Consider the following 21,913-nt stretch of genomic DNA (forward strand, 5'->3'; position numbering starts at 1 on the left):
AAGCCGGGGCAACGCATTTTTCTGCCAAGCTCCGATGATCTATGCAAATAATATTTGCATATACAAGTAAAAATGCAAATAAAAAAAGCCTGAGCGGGGAAGCTCAGGCTTTTGTATGCGATTTTGTCACAGAGCGGCGCACTGCCGGCTTTGCGCACTGCGGTAACCACTTACGCGACTGCCGTTGTAGGGCGGACGGCTTCGCCGTCCGCGCGTTCAACCAGCTCATGACCAGCCACACGCTTGTTCAGACCTTGTCTGAACGCGCGGTCGGCAGAGCCGACCACCCTACGAAACCAGGAACCGTCAGGCGGCCAGGCGCACGTTCGAACGGCAGCCATCCATCAGGAAGGACAGGCCGACCACCAGCACCAGTTCGCCCTCGGCCGAGCGCGCGGTGCCGGTGATGCCCTCGACCGACAGCGCGGTCATCGGCTTGATCACCAGGTCGGCCGTGCCGTCCACCGCTTCCACCGCCAGGATGTAGGGCTGCGGGGCGTTGATGACGATGCCGACCCGTTCCGAGCAGGCTTCGTAGCCCAGCGCCAGGGCCAGCGAACGCACCGGCAGCGGGCGTCCCTGGTCCTTCAGCACCGGGGCGCCGCCCACGCACTGGAACTCTTCCGGCAGCTCGACCACGCGCTCGACGACGGCCATCGGCAGCGCCAGCGAGGCGCTCGAGGTCGACACCAGCATGGTCGGGACGATCGACAGCTCGATCGGCAGGCGGATCGCGAAGCGCGTGCCGCGGCCCAGCGTCGACTCGATGCGGATCGCGCCGCGGTTCTTCTCGACCGCCGTCTTGACCACGTCCATGCCCACGCCGCGGCCCGACACCGAGGAAGCTACTTCCTTGGTCGAGAAGCCCGGCAGGAACACCAGCTGGTAGGCATCGTCGTCGTTCGGAGCGCCGTTCTCGCCGATCAGGCCCTTGTCGATCGCCTTGCGGCGCAGCTTGACCGGGTCCATGCCCTTGCCGTCGTCCTGCAGCACGATCATGACGCTGTTGGCTTCCTGCCATGCCTTGAGCAGGATGAAGGCCTTGGCCGGCTTGCCGGCGGCGACACGGTCTTCCGGCGACTCGACGCCGTGGTCGAGCGCGTTGCGCAGCATGTGCACCAGCGGATCGTACAGGCTGTCCACCACCACACGGTCGACTTCGGTCTCGGCGCCTTCGATGGTCAGTTCGACGTCCTTGCCGAGGTCCTTGGCCAGCTCGCGCACCAGGCGCGGGAACTTCTGGAACAGGCGGCCCACCGGCTGCATGCGGGTCGCCAGCGTGGCGCGCTGCAGTTCGGCCGAGTAGCGCGAGGCGCGTTCCAGGGTCTCGGTCAGCGTCGCCATCAGGGCGGCGGCCGGACCTTCGAACTTGAACTGCTGCAGGCGCTCGAGCAGCACGGAGGCCTGGTTGGCGGCCTGCACCGACTCGCCCGCCACTTCCAGCAGCGCGTCGAGCTTGACTGCATCGATGCGGATGCTTTCGTCCTTGGCCGGTGCCGCGGCGGCGCGCGCATCGGCGACCTTGTCGTTCTGGCGGCGGTCGACGCCGTCCCAACCGCCTTGCTTGGCGGCCGGCGCGGCATCCGCGGCAGCGGCAACCGGCGCGGCAGCGGCAACCGGCGCGGCAGCGACTGCGGCAGGCGCCGATCCCGCCGCGATCGCGGCGCCGGCCGGCACCACGGCGTTGTACATCCCGACCCAGTCCAGGCCATCGTCGCCGGCAGCGCCTGGCGCGGCGACCAGGGCGGCAGCCGCCGGCGCGGCGGCAACCGGCTCCGGCGCTGCGGCCACGGCCACCGGCGCGGCAGGCGCTGCGCTCGATGCGCCCTTGCCCTCGATCGCGTCCTTCAGGATGCGTTCGAGGTCTTCCGGCATCGACGCCAGTCCTTCCGGCGGGGTGCCGTTGTTCAGGTCATTGAGCTGGTCCGCCACGAAGCCCGAGGCCTCGAGTGCGGCTTCGATCGCCAGCGGCGTCACCGGCGCGGCGCCGGTACGCAGGGCGTCGAACAGGTTTTCGGTCAGGTGGCAGGCCGCGACCAGCGCGGGCAGGCCCATGAAGCCGGCGCCGCCCTTGATCGTGTGGAAGGAGCGGAACACCGCATTCAGTGTTTCCTTGTTGTCCGGATCGCGTTCGAGGCGCAGCAAATGTTCTTCAACATTCACCGCAAGGTCCATCGCCTCGACGACGAAGTCCTTGAGCATATCGTCCATTAGAACCCCAGATCGGCCAGAAGATCGTCAACGCTGTCCTGGTTCAGTGCCGTATCCGGCACCGACGGGCCCTGCATCAGCGGCGCGGGCACGGGCGGCACCTCTTTCTTCGCCAGCTTTTCCTTCAGGTCGGCCGGCGCGTGGTCGCGCAGCAGCTGCGCCAGCTCGTGCTCGACGGTCTGGGTGATCTTGACCACCTTCTTGATCAGCTGGCCGGTGATGTCCTGGAAATCCTGGGCCATCATGATCTCGAGCAGGCGCGCCTTCTCGGCTTCGGTGGCTTCGTTCACGGCGGTGGCGAACTGGCGCGAATCGCCGGCCAGGGCCTTGAATTCGTCCAGGCTCAGCTTGCCCGAGAACAGGTCGGCCCAGCGGGTTTCCATGTCCTTGGCCTGCTTCGACAACAGATCCTGGGCCGGCATGCCGTCGTCCAGGGTGTTCAGCACCTTGTTGGCGGCCTGTTCGGTCAGGGTGGCGACGTATTCCAGGCGGTCCTGGGCGTCGACGATGGCCGAGGAGGCCTCGGTCAGCGCCTTGTCGTAGCCGAGCTGGCGCAGCGAATCGTGCAGCAGGCGCACGATGCCGCCCAGGCGTTCGAACATGGCGTGTTCGCCGTCGCTGGCCGCGGCCGGCACGGCGGCCGCTGCAACTGCCGGAGCGGCGGCGGCGATCGCCGGCGCGCTTGCCGCCGATACCTGGTCGAACAAGGATTCGAGGTCGTCTTCGTCCGCGCCGGCGGCACCGGCAGCCGGTGCCGGCTCGGCAGCGGGAGCGCTGGCGCGCTGCGCCGCCACTTCCTCGAATAGTGCGTCGAAATCGTCAGCGGCGTCGGTCATAATCCCTGCTTCTCCATGGTGTATAAGTTCGCAATCAAGCGGTGCATTCGGTCATTACTGCATCCATCGGGCGGGCGTAAACGGCGGCGCGGAATGGATCGAAATCTGCATGCGAGTGTAGCAGCGTAGTTGCCACAGGTAAATCTTGGCGACAGAGACGCAACAAAATGGACAGCGAAACTTAATTCCGCGACAATTAAAATGCAGAGTTCCTGCATGTTTACGGGAGCGAGGTGTTGTTTTTCGTAACTCGACGGTTCTTCTTACCATGCTGTTGCAGTTGCTGACAGATAAGAACCCGAAGTTTGATCAAGCTCAACAGTTTGCGTTCTTGCAATCGCCGCCGCGCCCGCTACGCCCCAGAATGACGTGGCCATAGGAGGAGTCATCATGTACCGCAAAATCCTGATCACCACCGACGGCTCGGCCGTGTCGCAGCATACGGCTTGCGCCGGCGTCAAATTCGCGCAACAGATGGGCGCCGAGGTGCTGGCCCTGTTCGTCGCGCCCGATTACCAGTATCCGGTGTACGTGGAAATCATTCCGCCCTCCTATCCGAGCGAAGAAGACTACATGGCGCAGATGCGCCGCATGGGCGAGGAGTACATGGGCAGGATCATGCGCTCCTGCGCCGGGGCGGGCCTGAAGCACAGCTGCATGACCGCGTTTTCCGACACCGCGGCCCTCAAGATCGTCGACGTCGCCGAGCAGGAAGGCTGCGACCTGATCTTCATGGGTTCGCACGGCCGCAGCGGCTGGGGCCAGCTCCTGCTCGGCAGCGTCACCAATAAAGTGTTGTCGCACACGACCAAGCCGGTACTGGTGCACCGCCTGATCAGCGAGCCCGCACCTGCTTGAGAACGCGGCCGGCGTGAAGAAATGCGACAAATGCCGCCGCCGTCCTGTGTTAGTGTGATCCGGTCATCGCTGCTTTCACCGAGAAGGATGGTTTTATGATTCGCATCGTCATTGCCGACGACCATACGATCATGCGCGAAGGCCTCAAACGCATCCTCGATGGCGCGCCGGATATCGAGATCGCCGGAGAGGCGACCAACGGCTTCGAAGTGCTGGCCCAGGTACGGCAGGGCGGTTTCGATCTGCTGCTGCTCGACCTGTCGATGCCGGGCCGCAGCGGCGTCGACCTGATCCGCCAGGTACGCAGCGAGGCGCCCAAGCTGGCCATCCTGATTCTCACCATGCACGAGGAAGAGCAGTACGCGGTGCGGGCGATCCGCGCCGGCGCCCAGGGTTATCTCACCAAGGAAAGCGCGGGCACCCAGCTGGTGGGCGCGATCCGCAAGGTGGCCTCGGGACGTCCTTATATCAGTACCGAAGTGGCCGAGCAGCTGGCGCTCAATATCATGGCGCCCAATGAGCAGTTGTTGCATAAACAGCTCTCGGACCGCGAATTCGAGGTATTTTCGCACCTCGTCGGTGGCAAATCGATCACCGAGATCGCCAACAGCCTGCACCTGTCGGTCAAGACCGTCAGCACCCACAAAACCCGCATCATGCAGAAGATGGGCATGAGCTCCCTGTCAGAAATGGTCCAGTATGCGGTGGTCCACCGGCTGCTGTCCCCGATGAAAGCCTAGGCTTAAGAAGTTTTAGACAAGCCAGCGGCGGTTTTGTGCCGCCGCCTGCCCTCTTCCGGGGGACGTCCGCCCGGCCCCCGCACTGCCGCTCCCTCAGCCCCGCCATGCCATCACTCCCCTCTGTGACCGCAGACTATGGGTCGGAATATTCCTACAAGCCTACCAGTCTTCCTACCTACATATTCAGCCATCGCTGATATCCGTGCCGGACTCGTGTTGGCATACTGAATTCAGCGTTTCGACTTGCTTGCGATCCAAGTCCCAGCGTGAGCCCCATGCTCCGCCCTGTGGTCGCCGAAACCCTGAGTCTTTCACCTGGAGATGAGCATGCAGTCCCAGCCAACGTCAGAACAACGCAACGTCACCCAGCCGACCCTGCATTCACCCATGGAGGCCGGCCGCCAGCGCCAGGGACGCCTTTGGTCCAACCTCAAGGAAGTCTGCGACCTGCTCCGCATCCCGGCCAGCGTCTCGGTGAGCTCCGAAGAATTACTGTTCCAGCACGTCCAGTTCAAGACCGGACAGCGCGTCCACACCATCGGGCAGGCCTTCGACACCCTGTACATCGTCAACTCGGGCTTCCTGAAAACCGTACTCATCGACGAGTTCGGCAACGAGCAGGTGCTGAGCTTCCCGATGAAGGGCGACATGCTGGGCGTGGACGGCATCCACACCCGCCACTACGCCTCGGAAGCGGTGGCCCTGTCCGACTGCGACCTGATCCTGCTGCCCTTCAAGAAACTCACCGCCCTCGGCCGCGTCCATGCCGAGCTCGAGAACATGATGTACGGCGTCATGAGCCGCGAACTGGTGCGCGAGCAGACCATGATCGGCATGCTCGGCGCCCTCTCGGCCGAGGCGCGGGTCGCCCGCTTCCTGGTCTCGCTGGCCGACCGCTTCGCCGCGATGGGCTACTCGAGCAAGCTGTTCAACCTGCGCATGACCCGCCACGAGATCGGCAGCTACCTCGGCCTGACGCTCGAAACCGTCAGCCGCACCCTGTCGGCCTTCAACGAGATCGGCCTGATCACCGTCGACCAGCGCACCATCGGCATCAAGGATGCCGAAGCGCTCAAGACCCTGCGCCGCCTGCCGCCCTCGCGCTCGCGCACCAAGGGTGGCGCCAAGCAGAAGGCCGAGAGCGAGCAGCCGGGCGACGACCAGGTGCTGGCCACTGCCTGAACAGCTAGCTAAAAAACAACAAGGCCGGCGTCCGCGAGGATGCGGGCCTTGCCTTTTTCAGGGTTGCGCTGTGTTCCAGTGTTACTGATCCCGCGACAACACACCATTGTTCACCCGCACCCGGTCCCCCTGGCGGAATCCCGGATCGTTCTCGAACTGCAGAGTCTGGGTCGCGCCGCTGGTGGCATAGCGCACCACCACTTCGTAACGCTGGTCGCGGTTCATGTTGCGCTGCACGTTGCGCCCGGCCAGGCCGCCCGCCACCGCGCCGGCCACCGTGGCGGCGGTCCGGCCGCTGCCGCTGCCGACCTGGCTGCCGAGCAGGCCGCCAATGACGGCGCCGCCCGCCGTGCCCAGGTAGTTGCCGTTACCCGACACTTCGATCACGTTCACCGCCTCGACGGTCGCGCAGTTGGTGCAGTAGCGCGCCTGGCGCGGCTCGCTGACGCGTGCGCCCGCCAGCAGCGGGCGGCCCAGCACCGCGGTGGCGTTATGGCCGTTGGCGCGGATGGTGGCCGTCACGCGGCTGTTCGGGGCGATGCGGTCGGCGTTGCGGATCGTATACACGGCCTCGTACTCGCCCGGCCGCACTTCCGGCAGGAAGAACACGCCGCGTGCGCCGGCGATCGCCACCTCGACGCGGCCGCCCGGGGTGCCGGACACCGTGAAGCGCAGCTCGTTGCCCGGGCTCAGGTCCGGGCTGCCCAGCACGTTGAAGCGCTCGATCGCCGGGCTGCTTGCCAGCTGGCCGCGCCGTTCGCGCGGCGCGTTCGGCTGCAGCAGCGATTCGCTCAGCAGGCTGGTGGCGACCTGGTTGCCCAGGCGCAGGTTGGCAGTGACGCCGCTTTCCGGGCGGATGCGGTCGTGGGTGCCGATGGTATAGGTGCCGGTGTACTGGCCCGGCTCGACTTCGGTCAGGTTCAGGTTGCGGGTGGCGCCGTCGATGCGCAGGGTGGCGGTGCCGCCGGGGCTGCCGTACAGGTCGAAATGCAGCTCGACGCCGGGCGTCAGGCGGCGCACTTCCTCCACGTTGAATCCGTTGATGACCGGCCCGTAGGCGCGGTTGGTCTGGTATGGCTGGGCGTGGGCAGCGATGCCACCCGTCACGACTGGTCCGAGTCCGATTACAGCGGCGAACGCGGCTTGCAGCAGCTTGCGGAAAACCATGGCTTTTCCCCCTTGTCGATGTCGATACCCGGATCAATCTCTAGCTACCAAGAATTGTCGCCCCGGCACGACAGAGGGTCGGTACGCTATCGTACGCAGTGGACGGCCTCGCCCGAGCTGACGTAGATGCTGTCGCCCGATTCCGGGCGGATCGCATGGCCGCCGGTGAAGGCGCCGAAGGATGGCAGGATCATGCGCTCGGGCCCCACCACGAAGCACGGCAGGCGCAGCGCGTCGAAGCGGGTGGCCAGCACGTACACCGGGTGGATGTGGCCGGCCAGGGCGTAGCCCGGGGTTGCGAGGTCGGGATGGTGGCAGAAGGCGAAGGGGCCGAGCGCATGCGGCTCGTCCACCAGGTCGATGGCCAGCTGCGCGGACGGGTCGCCCGCATGGCGGTCGTGGTTGCCGCGCACCAGCGTGAGCTGCAGGTCGCGACGCCGCTCGCGCCAGGCCAGCATGGCCTGCTGGGTGGCGCTGGCATGGGCTGCGCGCGCGTGCAGGAAGTCGCCCAGGAACACGATGTGGCGCGCGCCGTGCGCCTCGACCAGGGCGTCGAGCCCTTGCAGGTTCTCGGTGGTGGTCCCGCGCGGCACCGGCACGCCGAGGGCGCGGAAGGCCGCCGCCTTGCCGAAATGGATGTCGGCGACGACCAGCATCTTTTCAGCCGGCCAGTACAGCGCCTTCTCCGGCAGCAGCAGCACGGTCTCGCCGGCGACACGGACGGCGACGCTGCTCATGCCGCGGCCGCCTTCTCCAGCTCGCGCACCATGCGCGCCACCCGGTCGGACAGCTTCTCGGTGCTGACCTTTTCGCGGAAGCGCTCGACCATCAGGGCGAAGCCGAAGGGCGTGGCGCGCTTGACTTCGCGGTAGGCGACGCGGCGTCCGTGCAGCTCGACCAGCGTCTCGCGCAGGCGCGTCAGTTCCAGCTCCTGCTCCAGCACCTCGCGCTGGGCCTGGGTGAGCAGCAGGTTGCCGGAGTCGTGCTTGCGGAAGACTTCGAAGAACAGCGAGGACGAGGCCTGCAGCTGGCGGTTCGACTTCGGCTGGCCGGGATAGCCCTGGAACACCAGGCCGGCGATGCGCGCCACCTCGCGGAAGCGCTGCTGCGACAGCTGGGTCGCGTTCAGGCTGCCCAGCACGTCTTCCAGCAGGCAGTCGGTCGTGAACAAGTCCACACCGATGCCCGTCTCGGCGGCGAAGATGCGGGTCCAGTCCACCGGCTCGGGCGTGAGCAGTTCGAACCCGTAATCGTTGATCGCGATCGAGAAGGTCGAGGGCTGCACGCGCCCGATCCGGTAGGCGAACAGCGAGGCCAGCCCCATGTGCACCGAACGCCCGGCGAAGGGATAGACGAACAGGTGCCAGCCTTCGCGGCTCTTCATGCTCTCCAGGACCAGGGTCTCATTGGTCGGGAGCGCCGACCAGCGGCACTGGATCTCGATGAGCGGCCGGATCGCCTCCATCTCCGGACTGTCGTAGACGCCGGCCGACGCCAGGCGCAGCTCTTCCAGCGCCGCATGGGCCAGCTCCGAGGACATCGGCATCTTGGCTCCGCCCCAGCGCGCGATCGCCCCGCGGTTGCTGGTGGCGCGCTTGACGAAGGCCGTCATCTCGTGGACCCGCACGAATTCCAGGATGCGCCCGCCGAACAGGAAGTGGTCGCCCGGCTTCATGCGCGAGATGAAGGATTCCTCGACGCTGCCGATGCGTCCCCCGCTCATGTACTTCACCGAGATGGTCGAGTCGGACACGATGGTGCCGATGCCCATGCGGTGGCGCCGCCCGATCGCCGTATCCGGCACCCGGTACACGCCCTCCTCGTCCGGCAGCACGCGCCGGTATTCCGGATAGGCGAGCAGGCTCTGGCCGCCGCGCGCGACGAAGTCGAGCGCCCACTGCCATTCCTCTTCGTCCAGGTTGCGGTAGGACCAGGCGCGCCTGACCTCCTCGTACAAGGCGCTGGAGGTGAAACCGCCGCCCAGCGCCACCGTCACCAGGTGCTGCACCAGCACGTCGAAGGGTTTATTCGGCACGTAGCGCCCTTCGATGCGGCGCGCCGCCACCGCCTTCTTGGCGCCGGCCGCCTCCAGCAGTTCCAGGCTGTTGGTCGGCACCAGGGTCACGCGCGACACCCGCCCCGGCGCGTGGCCGCTGCGCCCGGCGCGCTGCAGCAGGCGCGCGATGCCCTTGGCGCTGCCCACCTGCAGCACGCGCTCGACCGGCAGGAAGTCCACGCCCAGGTCCAGGCTGGCGGTGCAGATCACGGCCTTCAGCTCGCCCTTCTTCAAGCCCATCTCGACCCACTCGCGCACTTCGCGGTCGAGCGAACCGTGGTGCAGCGCGACCAGGCCGGCCCAGTCGGGGCGCTCGTCGATGATGTTCTGGTACCAGATCTCGGACTGGGCGCGGGTATTGGTAAACACCAGGGTCGCCTCGTGCTGCTCGATCTCGCGGATCACGGCCCCCAGCATCTGCAGGCCCATGTGGCCGCCCCAGGGAAAGCGCGCCACGTTCTCGGGGATCAGGCAGTCCACCACGATCTGCTTGCGCAGGTCGCCCTCGACCAGCACGCCCTCGTCGCCGCCGAGCAGCACCTGGCGCGCCAGGTCCAGGTTGCCCATGGTGGCGGACACGCCCCAGATCAGCAGTTCCGGGCGCCAGTGGCGCAGCCGCGCCAGCGCCAGCTGGACCTGCACGCCGCGCTTGCTGCCCATCAGTTCGTGCCACTCGTCGATGACGATCATGTCCAGGTGCCTGAACTGCTCGGCGGCCGCGGCGTGGCTGAGCATCAGCGACAGGCTCTCGGGCGTGGTGACCAGCGCCGCCGGCATCTTGCGCGCCTGGCGCGCCCGCTCGGCCGAGCCGGTGTCGCCTGTGCGGGCGCCGACTTGCCACTCGGGCATCAGCTCGGCCGCCGTCGCTTCGAGGGCACGCATGGTGTCGGCGGCCAGGGCGCGCATCGGGGTGATCCACAACACCCGCAGGCCGGCGGTATGGCGGCCGGTCTTGAGGCCGGCGCGCTGCAGGGCGGCGAACCAGACCGCGAAGGTCTTGCCGGCGCCGGTGTTCGCATGCAGCAGGCCGGACTGCCCTTTGAGCGCCGCCTTCCATACATTGCGCTGGAACGGGAACACTGTCCAGCCACGTGCGGCGAACCAGGCGTCGATGCGTTCGGTGACGGGGTTTTTGCTCATGCCTTGCTCATGCACCAGCCGCGGCCAGCAGGCCTTTCAGCGTATCGAGGGTATCGGCCTCCTCGACCGGTTTGTCGAGACGGCGCCGCAGAATGCGCGGGAAGCGCACCGCGATACCGGCCTTGTGGCGGGTCGACAGGGCGATGCCCTCGAAGCCGATCTCGAACACCATGCTCGGCTTCACCGAGCGCACCGGCCCGAATTTCTCGATGGTGGTCTTGCGCACCGCATTGTCGACCTGCCGGATCTCGGCGTCCGTGAGCCCGGAATAGGCCTTGGCGAACGGCACCAGCCGCCGTTCCTCGCCCTCGCCGTCCCATACGGCGAAGGTGTAGTCGGTGTAGAGCGAGGCGCGGCGCCCGCTGCCGGCCTGGGCGTAGATCAGCACCGCATCCACCGTATAGGGATCGATCTTCCACTTCCACCAGGTGCCGACGTCCTTGGTGCGGCCCACGCCGTACTGGGCGTTCCTCGCCTTGAGCATCATGCCCTCGACGCCGCGCTCGCGCGATTCGGCGCGCAGGCTGGCCAACGCGTCCCAGTGATCCGCCCTGATGACCGGCGACAGGCGCAGTTGCGGCAGGCCGATCGCCGCCACCTCGGTTTCCATCAGTGCGCGCCGCTCGTGCTGGGGCAGCGCGCGCAGGTCGACGCCGCCGAATTCGAGCAGGTCGTAGCAGCACAGCACCGCCGGCAGTTCGTTCAAGAGCTTGGCGCTCAGGGTCTTGCGGCCGATGCGCTTCTGCAGGTCGGCGAACGGCGCCGGCGCCTCGACGCCGGGCTGCCAGATCAGGACTTCGCCATCGAGCACCGTGCCCTCCGGGATGGGCACGCCGGCCAGCTCGGGAAAGCGCTCGGTGATCAGGTCTTCGCCGCGCGACCAGAGGAAATTCTGGCCGCCGCGGCGCACCAGCTGGGCGCGGATGCCGTCGTACTTCCACTCCACCTGCCAGTCGTCGATGTCGCCCAGCGCGGCGGGTTCGCCCTGCAGCTGGTGCGCCAGGAAGAAGGGATAGGGCTGGCCGCCGCGCTGCTTGTGCTCGTCGTCCGACTGCGCGGCGATCAGCTGGAGGAAACTGGTGGCGGTGGGCCGCATCGAGTTGTCGGTCCAGCCCATCAGGCGCTGGGCGATCAGCTTGCTGTCGACGGCGGCAATCGCGGCCAGCGCACGCGTGACCAGGAGGCGCGACACGCCCACCCGGAACCCGCCGCCGATGAGCTTGACGAACAGGAAGCGCTCGCGCCAGTCGAGTTCATCCCAGGCGGCGTACAGGGCTTGCCTGATCGTGCCCGGATCGGCGCCGCGCAGCGGACCGATCCTGTGCTCCATCCATTCGGCCAGGCCGACGTCGCTGCGCCGGGTCGGCGGCGGCAGGATGTGGGCAATGGTCTCGGCCATGTCGCCCACCGCGTGGTAGGACTCGTCGAACAGCCACTCGTCCAGGCCCGCGTAGTCGATCGCGTACTGGCGCAGCAATTTGGTCGGCACCGCTTGCCGGGGCTTGCCGCCGGCCAGGAAGTACACCGCCCAGGCCGCGTTTTCGGGCGCGGCGTGCGAGAAGTAGGACTGCAGGGCGTCGAGCTTGCGGGTAGTGGAGGTGGTGTCGTCGAGTTCGGCGTAGAGGCGGGCGAATTCACGCATCGGGCGCCCCCTCTTCCGCTTCCTTTGGCGCCTCGTTCGGCGCCTCGTTCGGCGCCTTGTGTGCCGCCGCGCCGGCCGGTGGCAGCGCCTCGTCCTCTTCCTCGTCGCCGTATTCGGTATCGAAGCCCTTGGCGTCCAGCCCGTTCTGGCACAGCCAGCGCACCATGGTCGGGATCGAGCCGTGGGTGACGATGATTTGCTGCGCCTCGGTGGCCTTGATGGCGCTCATCAGGCCGGGCCAGTCGGCATGGTCGGACAGCACGAAGCCGCGGTCGACGCCGCGCCGCCGCCGCGCCCCGCGCAGCAGCATCCAGCCGCTGGCGAAGGAATCGCTGTAGTCGCCGAAGCGCTTCATCCAGGGCGAGCCGCTGGCGGACGGCGGTGCGATCACGATCGCGCGCCGTAGTAGCGCCTTGTCGATCTCGCTGACCATGACGGTGTCGGGCAGTTCGACCCCGCCGGCGCGATACACCCGGTTGAGCGGCTCCACCGCGCCATGGCAGACGATCGGTCCGATCGACGGATCCAGGCGCGACAGGATGCGCTGGGCCTTCCCGAAGGCGTAGGCGAACACCACGCTGCAGCGCCCTTCCTCGGCATTGCGGCGCCACCAGGCGTTCATCTCGTCGATGACCTGCTGCTCGGGGTCCCAGCGGTAGATCGGCAGGCCGAAGGTGGATTCGGTAATGAAGGTGTCGCAGCGCACCGGCTCGAAGGGGGCGCAGGTCTTGTCGGGTTCGACCTTGTAGTCGCCCGAGGCCACCCAGACCTCGCCGCCGCACTCCATGCGGATTTGCGCCGATCCGAGCACGTGGCCGGCCGGGTGCAGCGAGATGGCGACGCCGTTATGGGTAATGCTGTCGCCGTACTCCAGGCCCTGCACGTGGATGTCGCCCAGGCGCGACTTGAGCACGCCCACGCCGGGCGCCGCCGCCAGGTAATGGCCGTGGCCGTAGCGCGCATGGTCGCCATGGGCATGCGTGATCACGGCCCGGTCGACCGGGCGCCAGGGGTCGATGTAGAACCCTCCAGGTACGCAATACAAGCCTTCCTTGCGGACGACGACCATGTCCCCCATGCGGTCCCTTTACAGAAAAAGCGCAGGCTTAAGCCGGCGCGAGAAACTCGGCCAGGAAGGTGCGCGGCTCTTCCTGGTCGGGAAATTCCAGTGTCACCTGGTTTCCGGCGACGGCGACGACCACGCCCTCGCCATACTTCGGCGCTGTGGCACGCGCACCGACGTCGAACTTCGGGCCGGACGGTTCAAGCGCCGGTTCGCGCTCGAACTCGTCGTCGCGGATCTCGATCTCCTCGAGCGCCAGCGCCGGCGGGTTGCGGCAGTTGTCGCACTTGCAGCACTTCTCGAAGCCCGCGACTTCGTCGTCGAAATAATCCAGCAACAGCTTCCAGCGACAGAAGCCGCTTACCGCATAGCCTACCATCTGATCGAGCGCTTCACGGTCCCGTTCAGCCTTCTGGACATACACCTCGGCCAATTGCCCGAACACTTGCGGGTCAGGCTCGCCCTTGGCCGGCAGGTACTCGAGCTTGCGGTTCTGGCGCAGCAGCTTGCCGTCCTTCAAGAGTTTGATGCACACCTTGAGCTTGGCCTCGCCCGCTTCCGCCAATGCCTCTTCCAGCCGCGCGGTGGTGACGGGCGCCTCTTGCGCCAGCTCGCGCACGACGGTGTAGACCGTCTGCAACTCGGCCGCCGCCGGATAGTGCTTGACCAGGAAGAATTGCTGGATGCGCTTGTCGTCCTGCAGGAACAGCAGCGTGCAGGTGGCGTCCAGGCCGTCGCGTCCGGCGCGGCCCGACTCCTGGTAATACGATTCGAGGTTGGCGGGAATCTGCAGGTGGATCACGAAGCGGGTATCGCTCTTGTCGATGCCCATGCCGAAGGCATTGGTGGCCACCATCACGCGCCGCTCGCCATCCATGAACAGGTCCTGGTTCTGCTTGCGCTCGGCGCTGGACAGCTTGCCGTGGTAGATGGTGACCGACTCGCCGGCCTCCTCCAGCACCGCCAGCATCTCTTCGGCCATCTTGACGGTGGCGGCGTAGACGATGCCGGTTCCTTCCGTTTCCTGCACCAGCTTGCGTGCCTGGGTCAGCTTTTCCTGGTGATTGGTCACCTGGACCACGCTGTAATGCAGATTCGGCCGGTAGATGCCGGTGTTGATGACGTTCAGCTTGCGGCCCAGCTGCTTGCCGATGTCGGCCACGACCTCCTCGGTCGCGGTCGCCGTCAGCGCCAGCACCGGCGGCTTGCCGAGGGCGTCGAGGGCGGCGGACAGGCCGATGTAGGCGGGGCGGAAATCATGGCCCCATTGCGAGATGCAATGGGCTTCGTCGACCACGACGATGTCGAGCGTGACCTGCTGGAGCACGGCGATGAATTCGGGCGAGACCAGGCGTTCCGGGGTGCAGAACACGATCTCGCAGGCCTCGGTGGCGATCGCCTCGATCGCGGCCGCTTCTTCCTCGGCGTTCAGGCTGCTGTTGACCTGGACCGAGCGGATGCCCAGCTCTTCCAGTTTCTCGAGCTGGTCCTTCATCAGGGAAATCAGGGGCGAGACGACAATGGTGATTCCCTCGAGCATCTTTGCGGGGATCTGGTAGCACAGCGACTTGCCGCCGCCGGTGGGCATGATCGCCAGCGTGTCCTTGCCGTCGAGGACGCTGTCGATGACGCGTTGCTGGCCGTCGCGCAACTGCTCGATTCCAAAGGTGGAACGCAGCAGGCGGCGGATGGTGTTGCGGCGCACGGCGAGCAGGCCGCGGTGCAGGAGTGTGGGTTCGTGTCGGGTCATGATGAACGCTACTCTAGGCCCGCCGCAGCGCCGCACCTATAGGACGCAGCCTACCTGACCCGTAGGAACTCAACTTTTGACATGACCAAAATTCATCGTGACAATGTCACAAGGTTTACTCCTACAAACCCACGGAGGTTTTGCCGATGGTTACGGCCGGAACGGGTGACTAAGATGACACCATCCTCACTACGCTTTCAACCATCAGGGAGTCTCATCATGGCACGCCAACATCCAATGACCTGGACCGCAGTCCACCTGGCACTGGCCAGTGCGGCCACCTGGCTGCTGCTGGAGACCGAAGCGCTGACCGGCGCCCTGCTGGTGGCTTTCCACTGAGCGGTTTTCTTGCCGATTAGTTAAGACTGATGCGGAGCACGGTGCCGCCTGTTGCAAACTGTCCCCCGGGGATGGGACCCGGCACGACGCCGTTGTTCGTCACATAGGCCGCGCCGTCCTCTCCGATGACCAGTCCGCCGGGGTAGAACAGCTGGTCGTAAATGACCGTCCGGCTCCCATCCGGATTCACCCTGATCAGACGGCCAGGCGGCTTCAGCGGCGGAGAGCCGAAGGACGCGCCTCTCCCGATTTCCAGCACGTACATGCGCTGCCAGCAGTCGAAGGCAAGCGCGACAATATTGGTGAAGCCGCTCGCGTAGGTTTGTACCAGACTGCCGTCCGGCGACATCCGATACACGTTGGCGCCGCCGACCGGGAAGGGAAAGCCGGTCAATTCGCCGACGTAGAGCCAGCCATCTTTGCCATCGACGATCGTGGTCGGTACCGACTGCATTGGAATCATCGCGCCGGGAGGCAGCGACAGCGAGGGCGGAGCGGGTACCATCCTTGCCGGGAAGGCGGCCAGTGTGGTGATCGTATGATTGGGCGCAATGCTGAAAATCGCGTTGGCGCCGGCATCGGCAACCAGGGTCTGACGGGGGAGCACGGCCAGGCCGTTCGGATTACTGTCGGCGCCGCCGGGTACCGGATTGTGGGTAAACTCGTAGGTGGCGATGTCCGCCTCTGCTCGGAGCCTGCCGCCCATGTTTAGTTGCAGCACTTTCCCAAGCATCCACGCTTTCCGTCCAACAGCATTTCGTGCCGGTGCTTCGGCGCCGAATCCCATCACGATCCTGGCCTGTCCGCCGGAGAATGCGATGTTTTGCGGACCCGTCCCGCCAAAACCATCCGGCTGCGCGGCGACCGACGGGAGCCCGGTAATGACGCGCCTGGGCCGCACGATCCCGCGCGGGTCGACCCGGGTGACCGCCCCTGTCTCGCCATAACATGCGGTCCTCTGGTCGCCCAGTACCAGGCAGCGTCCGTTTCCACCACTGCCGGCCTCGGTGACATACAGTTGACCATGCGGTCCAAATGCCAGTCCGCGTGGGTTATTCAGTCCTGTGGCGATGACCTCGACCCGCGGCGCAGCTTGTAATGCGGATGCGGCCACCAGCGTGGCCAGCATGAAAGGAAGGCGTAGCATGAGAGACTCCAGAGGAGATGAGGGCGCAGATCAGCATACTTTTTCAGGTCGCAGAAAAATATGATGGATGGGTATCGTTTGATACCGATCAATGATCCTTGTCGCGCACTGTCACGTCGCGGCGCCGCCAGCTAGCGCGATCTCAACCATGCTTGTAGAAGAACGTCGTCGCGCAGAATGTGCCATCGGGCATGAGCGCGTACTTCGGCACCACGCCGGCGCGCTGCCACCCGGCCCGCCCGTACAGGCGCTCGGCGTCGCCGCCGGTCACCGTATCGAGCACCAGCACGGATTTCCCCTCCTCCTTTGCCACCGCGTCGAGCGCCGCCAACAGCCGCTGGCCGATCCCGGCGCGGCGCGCGCGCCGGTGCACCAGCATCTTGGCGACGTCGGCCCGGTGCGGCTGGTTGTCCGGCATCGCCATGACGAGCTGCACGGTGCCGACGATGCGCCCGGCGCCGTCTTCGGCAACCAGCAGGGCGCGCTCGCCGCGCGCGACGCCGTCGGCCACGCCGCGCCAGAAGGCCAGCGCCTTGTCGCGGCCCAGGGGCAGCATGAAGCTGACGGACGCGCCGCCTTCGACGCAATCGACCAGCACGTCGGCCAGCGCCTCGATGGACCTTGCGGCTTCCCCGGCGCCAAGGCGCCGTACGGTGATGCTGTCGCTCATGCGTTTCTCCTGTTGGAAGTGACCAGCGCTACCAGGTAGCGCGCAGCCTTGCTGCCGGGGTTGTGGAAGCTGGTCGGCCGGTCCACGCGCATCGCCAGGCAGTCACCCGCCGCCAGGCGCCAGCGGGCGTCGCCGAGCGTGATGTCCATTTCTCCGTCGATCACCCACACCTGCTGCTGGAGGTCGACGTCGCGGACCGCGGTATCGAAGGCCACGCGCTGGCCGGCCGGGAACACGACCTCGACCAGCTGGATCGGCGACGGCGCCGCCGGAGAGAGGTGGCGGCGCTGGTAGCCGCTGACCGGATCGGTCCACACCGGCTGCTCGGCGGCGCGGGAGACCGGTGACGGCGGGTTGTCGCCCTCGCCGCCCTGCTCGAACAGCGCCGCCAGCGCGACGCCGAGGGCGGTGGCCAGCTTGTCGAGCACGGTGGCGGTGGCGCTGCTTTCGCCGCGTTCGATCAGGGAAATGGTCGAGCGGCCTACCCCGCTCAGCTCGGCGAGAGTGGCCAGGGAAAAGCCCCGTTCCTCGCGCAGGGTGCGCACGCGGCGCGAGATCAGTGTGTTGATGTCCATGAATCCATTATACTGGATTTGCATATCCAGTAAACTGGATACTGCGGACGTAAAAAAACGCCACCCCCATGACGGGAATGGCGTTCTGGTTTTGCTTAGGCCGCCTTGGCTTCCTCGGCCATGCTGTCATCTTCCACCGGCAGGCGCATCAGGTAGTCAAAAGCCGCCAGCGAGGCCTTGGCGCCCTCGCCCACCGCGATCACGATCTGCTTGAACGGCACCGTGGTGACGTCGCCGGCCGCATACACGCCCGGGATCGAGGTCTGGCCCTTGGCGTCGACTTCGATCTCGCCGTGCGCCGACAGGTCCAGCGTGCCCTTGAGCCATTCGGCGTTCGGCACCAGGCCGATCTGCACGAAGACGCCTTCCAGGTCGACGCGTTTCAGTTCGCCGCTGTTGCGGTCCTTGTACGACAGGCCATTGACGATCTTGCCGTCGCCGTGGATCTCGGTGGTCTGGGCCGACTTGATCACGGTGACGTTCTTCAGCGAGTAGAGCTTGCGCTGCAGGACCGCATCGGCACGCAGTTCGGCGCCGAACTCGATCAGGGTCACTTCCTTGACGATGCCCGCCAGGTCGATCGCCGCTTCGACGCCCGAGTTGCCGCCGCCGATCACGGCCACGCGCTTGCCCTTGAACAGCGGGCCGTCGCAGTGCGGGCAGTAGGCCACGCCCTTGTTGCGGTACTCGCGCTCGCCCGGCACGTTGATCTCGCGCCAGCGCGCGCCGGTGGCGATGATCACCGACTTCGACTTCAGCACGGCGCCGGTCTCGGTGTGCACCTCGATCATCTTGCCTTCGACCAGCTTGTTGGCACGCTGAGTGTTCATGATGTCGACCTCGTAGTGCTTGACGTGCTCTTCCAGGGCGACGGCGAACTTCGGACCGTCGGTTTCCTTCATCGAGACGAAGTTCTCGATGGCGAGCGTGTCCAGCACCTGGCCGCCGAAACGGTCGGCCAGCACGCCGGTGCGGATGCCCTTGCGGGCGGCGTAGATCGCCGCGGCCGCGCCGGCAGGACCGCCGCCGACGATCAGGACGTCGAACGGGTCTTTCTTGTTCAGCTCGGCTGCCTTGCGGGCGCCGGCGCCGGTGTCGATCTTGGACAGGATCTCTTCCACGCTGGTACGGCCCTGGCCGAAGTGCTGGCCGTTCAGGAACATCATCGGTACCGCCATGATCTGGCGCGCTTCGACTTCGCTCTTGAACACGCCGCCGTCGATGGCGACGACCTTGATGCGCGGGTTAATCACCGACATCGCGTTGAGGGCCTGCACCACTTCCGGGCAGTTGTGGCAGGAGAGCGAGATGAAGGTTTCGAAGACGTAGTCGCCGTCCAGGTCCTTGATTTGATCGATGACCGCCTGGTCCAGCTTGATCGGGTGGCCGCCCACCTGCAGCAGCGCCAGCACCAGCGAGCTGAATTCGTGGCCGAGCGGGATGCCGGCGAAATCCACGGCGATATCGGTGCCCACGCGCTTGATCGAGAACGAAGGCTTGCGGGCATTGGCACCGTCGGTGCGCACGGTGATCTTGTCGCTCAACGCGGCGATTTCGCGGAGCAGTTCATCCATTTCGCGCGCTTTCGGCGAATCATCCAGCGATGCAACGAGCTCAATCGGCTGCACCACTTTTTCCAGATAGGCCTGCAACTGCTTCTTGAGGGTTGCGTCCAGCATGATGTTTTCCTCGACTATGACGTTATTGTTCAATGTATTGCGGTGCCCGGGGCCGGAAACGGGCCCCAGAAATGCACCGGGCCGCCAGGGCGGCCCGGGACAGTACTACCTTGCTACCAGCTTAGATCTTGCCGACCAGGTCCAGCGACGGGGTCAGGGTTTCTGCGCCTTCGGTCCACTTGGCCGGGCACACTTCACCCGGGTGCGAAGCGACGTACTGGGCAGCCTTGACTTTGCGCATCAGTTCCGACGCGTCGCGGCCGATGCCGTTGTCGTGCACTTCCATGACCTTGATCTGGCCTTCCGGGTTCATCACGAAGGTGCCGCGCAGTGCCATGCCTTCTTCTTCGATCATGACTTCGAAGTTGCGAGCCAGGGTGCCGGTCGGGTCGCCGATCAGCGGGTAGTTCACTTTCTTGATGGCGTCCGAGGTGTCGTGCCATGCCTTGTGTGCGAAGTGGCTGTCGGTCGACACGCCGTAGACGTTCACGCCCATCTTCTCGAATTCAGGCTGGAAAGCAGCCAGGTCTTCCAGTTCGGTCGGGCAGACGAAGGTGAAGTCGGCCGGGTAGAACATCAGGATCGACCAGGTGCCCTTGAAGTTCTCTTCCGTCAGATCGATGAACTTGCCGTTGTGGTAAGCGGTGGCCTTGAACGGCTTGATCTGGGTGTTGATGAGGGACATGTAATCTCCTGTTTTCGGGTGGTTAAAAGATTTGATAGACGTCAGTGTACCGACCTGAGCGTCTTTTGTGAAATTGATTGATGCGATACTGCCGATTGATTTTAACTATCGAGCAAGTATTGCTCTCCCTTGAAGGGACTTATCGAGCCGGCAAACCGGCCCAATCCGTGAGTGTGGACGAAACGACAGCGTGATGCAACCCACGCTTCGATTGGGGAGATGTCGATTCTCGTAGGGTGGGCGGCTTTGCCGCCCACGCGTTCAATCAGCTGGTGATCAGCTGAACCACTATTCATATGAGATTTGAACGCGTGGGCAGGAAACCTGCCCACCCTACGGTATGGAAGAGATCAGGCCGTGGTGGCCGTATCGACCGTCTGCTCGCAGGTCGGCAGGATCAGCGAGAAGGTCGAGCCCTCCCCCGGCTTGCTGGTCACGCGCAGCTCGCCGCCGTGCGAGATCGCCAGCTGGCGCGAGATGTACAGGCCCAGCCCCAGGCCCTTGGGCTCGCCGTTGCGCGCGCCGCGCTCGTAGGGCTCGAAGATGCGTTCCAGGTCGCTCTGGGCGATGCCCTTGCCCTCGTCGCGCACGTCGATGCGCACCGTATCGTCGGCGTACTGCACGCTGACCTCGACCGGCTGCCCGCCGCCGTAGCGCAGCGCATTGGTCAGGAGGTTGACCACCACCTGTTCGATGCGGAACTCGTCCCAGCAGCCCTGCACCGGCGGATGCGGCTGCAGGGACAGCTTGCAGCCGGTGGCCGCGGCCTGCAGCGACAGGTCGCTGACGACGCGCTCGAGCAGGTCCATCAGCTGGACCTGGCCGGGACGGATCGACAGCTGGCCGCTGCGCATGCGCGAGACGTCGAGCATGTCGTCGATCAGGCGGATCATGGCCTTGATCTGGCGCTCGTCGCGCTTGATCATGGCCTCGAACTGGTCGGGCTTGATGGTGGCCAGGGTGCCGCGCTTGAGCTGCAGGCTGCGCATCTGGGCTTCCAGGAACAGGGTGTTGAGCGGCGTGCGCAGCTCGTGCGCCACCAGCGACATGAACTCGTCGCGCATGCGCAGCGAGCGCTGCAGCTCTTCCTGGGTCTGGTTCAGTTCGCGCAGCAGGGTTTCCTGTTCCTGCCGGCTGCGCTCGATCGCGGCCATCTGGCGCTGCATCTGGCGGCGCTGCTGGTCGAGCGTGACGAACACGTTGACCTTGCTGCGCACCGCGTCCGAGTCGAGCGGCTTGTAGAGGAAATCGACGGCGCCGGTCTCGTAGCCCTTGAAGGCGTAGTTCAGCTCGCGGCCGGCGGCCGACACGAACACGATCGGGATGGCGCGGGTGCGTTCGGTACCGCGCATCAGCTCGGCCAGTTCAAAGCCGTCCATGCCCGGCATCTGGACGTCGAGGATGGCCAGCGCGAAGTCGTGCTCGAGCATCAGCGCCAGCGCTTCCTCGCCCGAGGAGGCCTGGTAGACGAGGCGTCCTTCGCCGCGGATCAGGGCGTCGAGCGCGCGCAGGTTTTCCGGCAGGTCGTCGACGATCAAAAGTTTGCTAGGGTCTTGCGAGCTCATAAGTTCCTCAGCATGGGAAGCAGTGTCCGGATGCCAAGCAGCGGCAGCACGAGGTGCGGCGCGCAACGCCGGATCGCCTCGTTCGGCATGGCGCTGGCCTGGGCCTCGCCCGGGTCCTGCACGACGGTCAGGCCGCCGCGCTCGCGGATGCGGCACATGCCCTCGGCACCGTCATGGTTAGCACCGGTCAACAGGATACCGGCCAACGCCGGTCCATAGGCGTCGGCGGCGGACTCCATCAGCACGTCGATCGCCGGGCGCGCGAACTGCACCGGCGGCTCGCAGCTGAGCGAGAAGCAGCGCTCGCGCTCGACTGAGAGATGATAGCCCGAACCGGCGAAATAGATCACGCCGGGTTGCAGCGGCTCCTTGTCGCGCGCCTCGCGCACCGGCAGCGCACTACGCATCTCGAACAGCTCGGCCAGGCGGCTGTCGCGGTCGGGCGGCACGTGCAGGATGCAGGCCACGCTGGGCCGGAAGCCGGCCGGGATGGCGGGCAGCAGCTGGAACAGCGCGTCGACGCCGCCGGCCGAGCCGCCGATGACGACCAGCTCGACGCGGCGGCCGCGCAGGGCCGCGCCGATCTCCGCCAGGACGCTGGCCGGCAT

General features: G+C 65.9%; 18 protein-coding genes. 3 read left to right on the forward strand and 15 right to left on the reverse strand.

Translation table 11 applies throughout. The features are described 5' to 3' along the window. Window positions 1-306: 306 nt before the first annotated feature. Together MasN3_RS19560 and MasN3_RS19565 are read right to left on the reverse strand one after the other, a co-directional pair. The gene (locus MasN3_RS19560; protein ID WP_281909475.1) at window positions 307-2,211 is read right to left on the reverse strand and encodes a chemotaxis protein CheA; all 1,905 of its coding nucleotides are present in this window, start codon (window positions 2,209-2,211) and stop codon (window positions 307-309) included. Next, on the reverse strand, window positions 2,211-3,047 hold the full coding sequence (locus MasN3_RS19565; RefSeq protein WP_281909476.1) for a protein phosphatase CheZ: 837 nt from the start codon (window positions 3,045-3,047) through the stop codon (window positions 2,211-2,213). The genes MasN3_RS19560 and MasN3_RS19565 overlap by 1 nt, the downstream gene beginning before the upstream one ends. Window positions 3,048-3,437: 390 nt before the next feature. Between MasN3_RS19565 and MasN3_RS19570 the strand changes: the two genes are divergently transcribed. The 3 genes from MasN3_RS19570 to MasN3_RS19580 all read left to right on the forward strand — a co-directional run bounded on the left by MasN3_RS19570 (window position 3,438) and on the right by MasN3_RS19580 (window position 5,827). Beyond that, a complete protein-coding gene (locus MasN3_RS19570) occupies window positions 3,438-3,905 on the forward strand; it encodes a universal stress protein (RefSeq protein ID WP_281909478.1) in 468 nt (155 codons plus the stop codon). Between the two features lie 95 nt (window positions 3,906-4,000). After that, complete coding sequence (locus MasN3_RS19575) at window positions 4,001-4,645, forward strand: response regulator (protein ID WP_281909479.1); 645 nt, start codon at window positions 4,001-4,003, stop codon at window positions 4,643-4,645. Between the two features lie 387 nt (window positions 4,646-5,032). Continuing rightward, a complete protein-coding gene (locus MasN3_RS19580) occupies window positions 5,033-5,827 on the forward strand; it encodes a Crp/Fnr family transcriptional regulator (protein WP_281914553.1) in 795 nt (264 codons plus the stop codon). Window positions 5,828-5,908: 81 nt separating this feature from the next. Here the strand turns inward: MasN3_RS19580 and MasN3_RS19585 are convergent, their stop codons facing one another. From MasN3_RS19585 to MasN3_RS19645, 13 genes are all read right to left on the reverse strand, one after another. Beyond that, window positions 5,909-6,994: a glycine zipper 2TM domain-containing protein gene (locus tag MasN3_RS19585; protein WP_281909481.1), complete on the reverse strand. Its 1,086-nt coding sequence runs from the start codon at window positions 6,992-6,994 to the stop codon at window positions 5,909-5,911. A gap of 86 nt (window positions 6,995-7,080) precedes the next feature. Further along, entirely contained in the window at window positions 7,081-7,731 is a 651-nt protein-coding gene (pdeM, locus tag MasN3_RS19590; protein WP_281909483.1) for a ligase-associated DNA damage response endonuclease PdeM, read from the reverse strand. After that, on the reverse strand, window positions 7,728-10,190 hold the full coding sequence (locus tag MasN3_RS19595; RefSeq protein WP_281909484.1) for a ligase-associated DNA damage response DEXH box helicase: 2,463 nt from the start codon (window positions 10,188-10,190) through the stop codon (window positions 7,728-7,730). The genes pdeM and MasN3_RS19595 overlap by 4 nt, the downstream gene beginning before the upstream one ends. 7 nt (window positions 10,191-10,197) lie before the next feature. Continuing rightward, window positions 10,198-11,832 carry an ATP-dependent DNA ligase gene (locus MasN3_RS19600; protein WP_281909486.1) on the reverse strand — a complete coding sequence of 545 codons (1,635 nt, stop codon included), beginning with the start codon at window positions 11,830-11,832 and terminating at the stop codon, window positions 10,198-10,200. Next, window positions 11,825-12,910 (reverse strand): ligase-associated DNA damage response exonuclease, encoded by a 1,086-nt coding sequence (locus tag MasN3_RS19605; protein WP_281909488.1) that lies wholly within the window; start codon window positions 12,908-12,910, stop codon window positions 11,825-11,827. Before MasN3_RS19605 ends, MasN3_RS19600 begins: the two co-directional genes overlap by 8 nt. A 28-nt stretch (window positions 12,911-12,938) precedes the next feature. Continuing rightward, window positions 12,939-14,645, reverse strand: coding sequence for a RecQ family ATP-dependent DNA helicase (locus MasN3_RS19610; RefSeq protein ID WP_281909490.1), 1,707 nt, complete (start codon window positions 14,643-14,645; stop codon window positions 12,939-12,941). Between the two features lie 355 nt (window positions 14,646-15,000). Next, entirely contained in the window at window positions 15,001-16,131 is a 1,131-nt protein-coding gene (locus MasN3_RS19615) for a ScyD/ScyE family protein (protein ID WP_281909491.1), read from the reverse strand. A gap of 142 nt (window positions 16,132-16,273) precedes the next feature. After that, a complete protein-coding gene (locus tag MasN3_RS19620; protein ID WP_281909492.1) occupies window positions 16,274-16,801 on the reverse strand; it encodes a GNAT family N-acetyltransferase in 528 nt (175 codons plus the stop codon). Then, window positions 16,798-17,376: a helix-turn-helix domain-containing protein gene (locus MasN3_RS19625; protein ID WP_281909494.1), complete on the reverse strand. Its 579-nt coding sequence runs from the start codon at window positions 17,374-17,376 to the stop codon at window positions 16,798-16,800. The genes MasN3_RS19620 and MasN3_RS19625 overlap by 4 nt, the downstream gene beginning before the upstream one ends. 95 nt (window positions 17,377-17,471) lie before the next feature. Then, the gene (gene ahpF, locus MasN3_RS19630) at window positions 17,472-19,055 is read right to left on the reverse strand and encodes an alkyl hydroperoxide reductase subunit F (RefSeq protein ID WP_281909495.1); all 1,584 of its coding nucleotides are present in this window, start codon (window positions 19,053-19,055) and stop codon (window positions 17,472-17,474) included. Between the two features lie 121 nt (window positions 19,056-19,176). Then, complete coding sequence (ahpC, locus tag MasN3_RS19635) at window positions 19,177-19,740, reverse strand: alkyl hydroperoxide reductase subunit C (RefSeq protein ID WP_224942955.1); 564 nt, start codon at window positions 19,738-19,740, stop codon at window positions 19,177-19,179. Between the two features lie 350 nt (window positions 19,741-20,090). After that, a complete protein-coding gene (locus MasN3_RS19640; protein WP_281909497.1) occupies window positions 20,091-21,305 on the reverse strand; it encodes a hybrid sensor histidine kinase/response regulator in 1,215 nt (404 codons plus the stop codon). Further along, window positions 21,302-21,913, reverse strand: coding sequence for a chemotaxis protein CheB (locus MasN3_RS19645; protein ID WP_281914554.1), 612 nt, complete (start codon window positions 21,911-21,913; stop codon window positions 21,302-21,304). Before MasN3_RS19645 ends, MasN3_RS19640 begins: the two co-directional genes overlap by 4 nt.

Origin of the sequence: Massilia varians (assembly GCF_027923905.1) — a bacterium.
GTDB lineage: Bacteria > Pseudomonadota > Gammaproteobacteria > Burkholderiales > Burkholderiaceae_D > Telluria > Telluria varians_B.

Coding starts and splice junctions, on each gene's coding strand:
- MasN3_RS19570 (WP_281909478.1), top strand. CDS start 3,438: ATGTACCGCAAAATCCTGATCACCACCGACGGCTCGGCCGTGTCGCAG.
- MasN3_RS19600 (WP_281909486.1), bottom strand. CDS start 11,832: ATGCGTGAATTCGCCCGCCTCTACGCCGAACTCGACGACACCACCTCC.
- ahpC (WP_224942955.1), bottom strand. CDS start 19,740: ATGTCCCTCATCAACACCCAGATCAAGCCGTTCAAGGCCACCGCTTAC.
- MasN3_RS19645 (WP_281914554.1), bottom strand. CDS start 21,913: ATGCCGGCCAGCGTCCTGGCGGAGATCGGCGCGGCCCTGCGCGGCCGC.
- MasN3_RS19585 (WP_281909481.1), bottom strand. CDS start 6,994: ATGGTTTTCCGCAAGCTGCTGCAAGCCGCGTTCGCCGCTGTAATCGGA.
- MasN3_RS19620 (WP_281909492.1), bottom strand. CDS start 16,801: ATGAGCGACAGCATCACCGTACGGCGCCTTGGCGCCGGGGAAGCCGCA.
- MasN3_RS19610 (WP_281909490.1), bottom strand. CDS start 14,645: ATGACCCGACACGAACCCACACTCCTGCACCGCGGCCTGCTCGCCGTG.
- MasN3_RS19640 (WP_281909497.1), bottom strand. CDS start 21,305: ATGAGCTCGCAAGACCCTAGCAAACTTTTGATCGTCGACGACCTGCCG.
- MasN3_RS19560 (WP_281909475.1), bottom strand. CDS start 2,211: ATGGACGATATGCTCAAGGACTTCGTCGTCGAGGCGATGGACCTTGCG.
- pdeM (WP_281909483.1), bottom strand. CDS start 7,731: ATGAGCAGCGTCGCCGTCCGTGTCGCCGGCGAGACCGTGCTGCTGCTG.
- MasN3_RS19575 (WP_281909479.1), top strand. CDS start 4,001: ATGATTCGCATCGTCATTGCCGACGACCATACGATCATGCGCGAAGGC.
- MasN3_RS19595 (WP_281909484.1), bottom strand. CDS start 10,190: ATGAGCAAAAACCCCGTCACCGAACGCATCGACGCCTGGTTCGCCGCA.
- MasN3_RS19625 (WP_281909494.1), bottom strand. CDS start 17,376: ATGGACATCAACACACTGATCTCGCGCCGCGTGCGCACCCTGCGCGAG.
- MasN3_RS19565 (WP_281909476.1), bottom strand. CDS start 3,047: ATGACCGACGCCGCTGACGATTTCGACGCACTATTCGAGGAAGTGGCG.
- ahpF (WP_281909495.1), bottom strand. CDS start 19,055: ATGCTGGACGCAACCCTCAAGAAGCAGTTGCAGGCCTATCTGGAAAAA.
- MasN3_RS19580 (WP_281914553.1), top strand. CDS start 5,033: ATGGAGGCCGGCCGCCAGCGCCAGGGACGCCTTTGGTCCAACCTCAAG.
- MasN3_RS19605 (WP_281909488.1), bottom strand. CDS start 12,910: ATGGGGGACATGGTCGTCGTCCGCAAGGAAGGCTTGTATTGCGTACCT.
- MasN3_RS19615 (WP_281909491.1), bottom strand. CDS start 16,131: ATGCTACGCCTTCCTTTCATGCTGGCCACGCTGGTGGCCGCATCCGCA.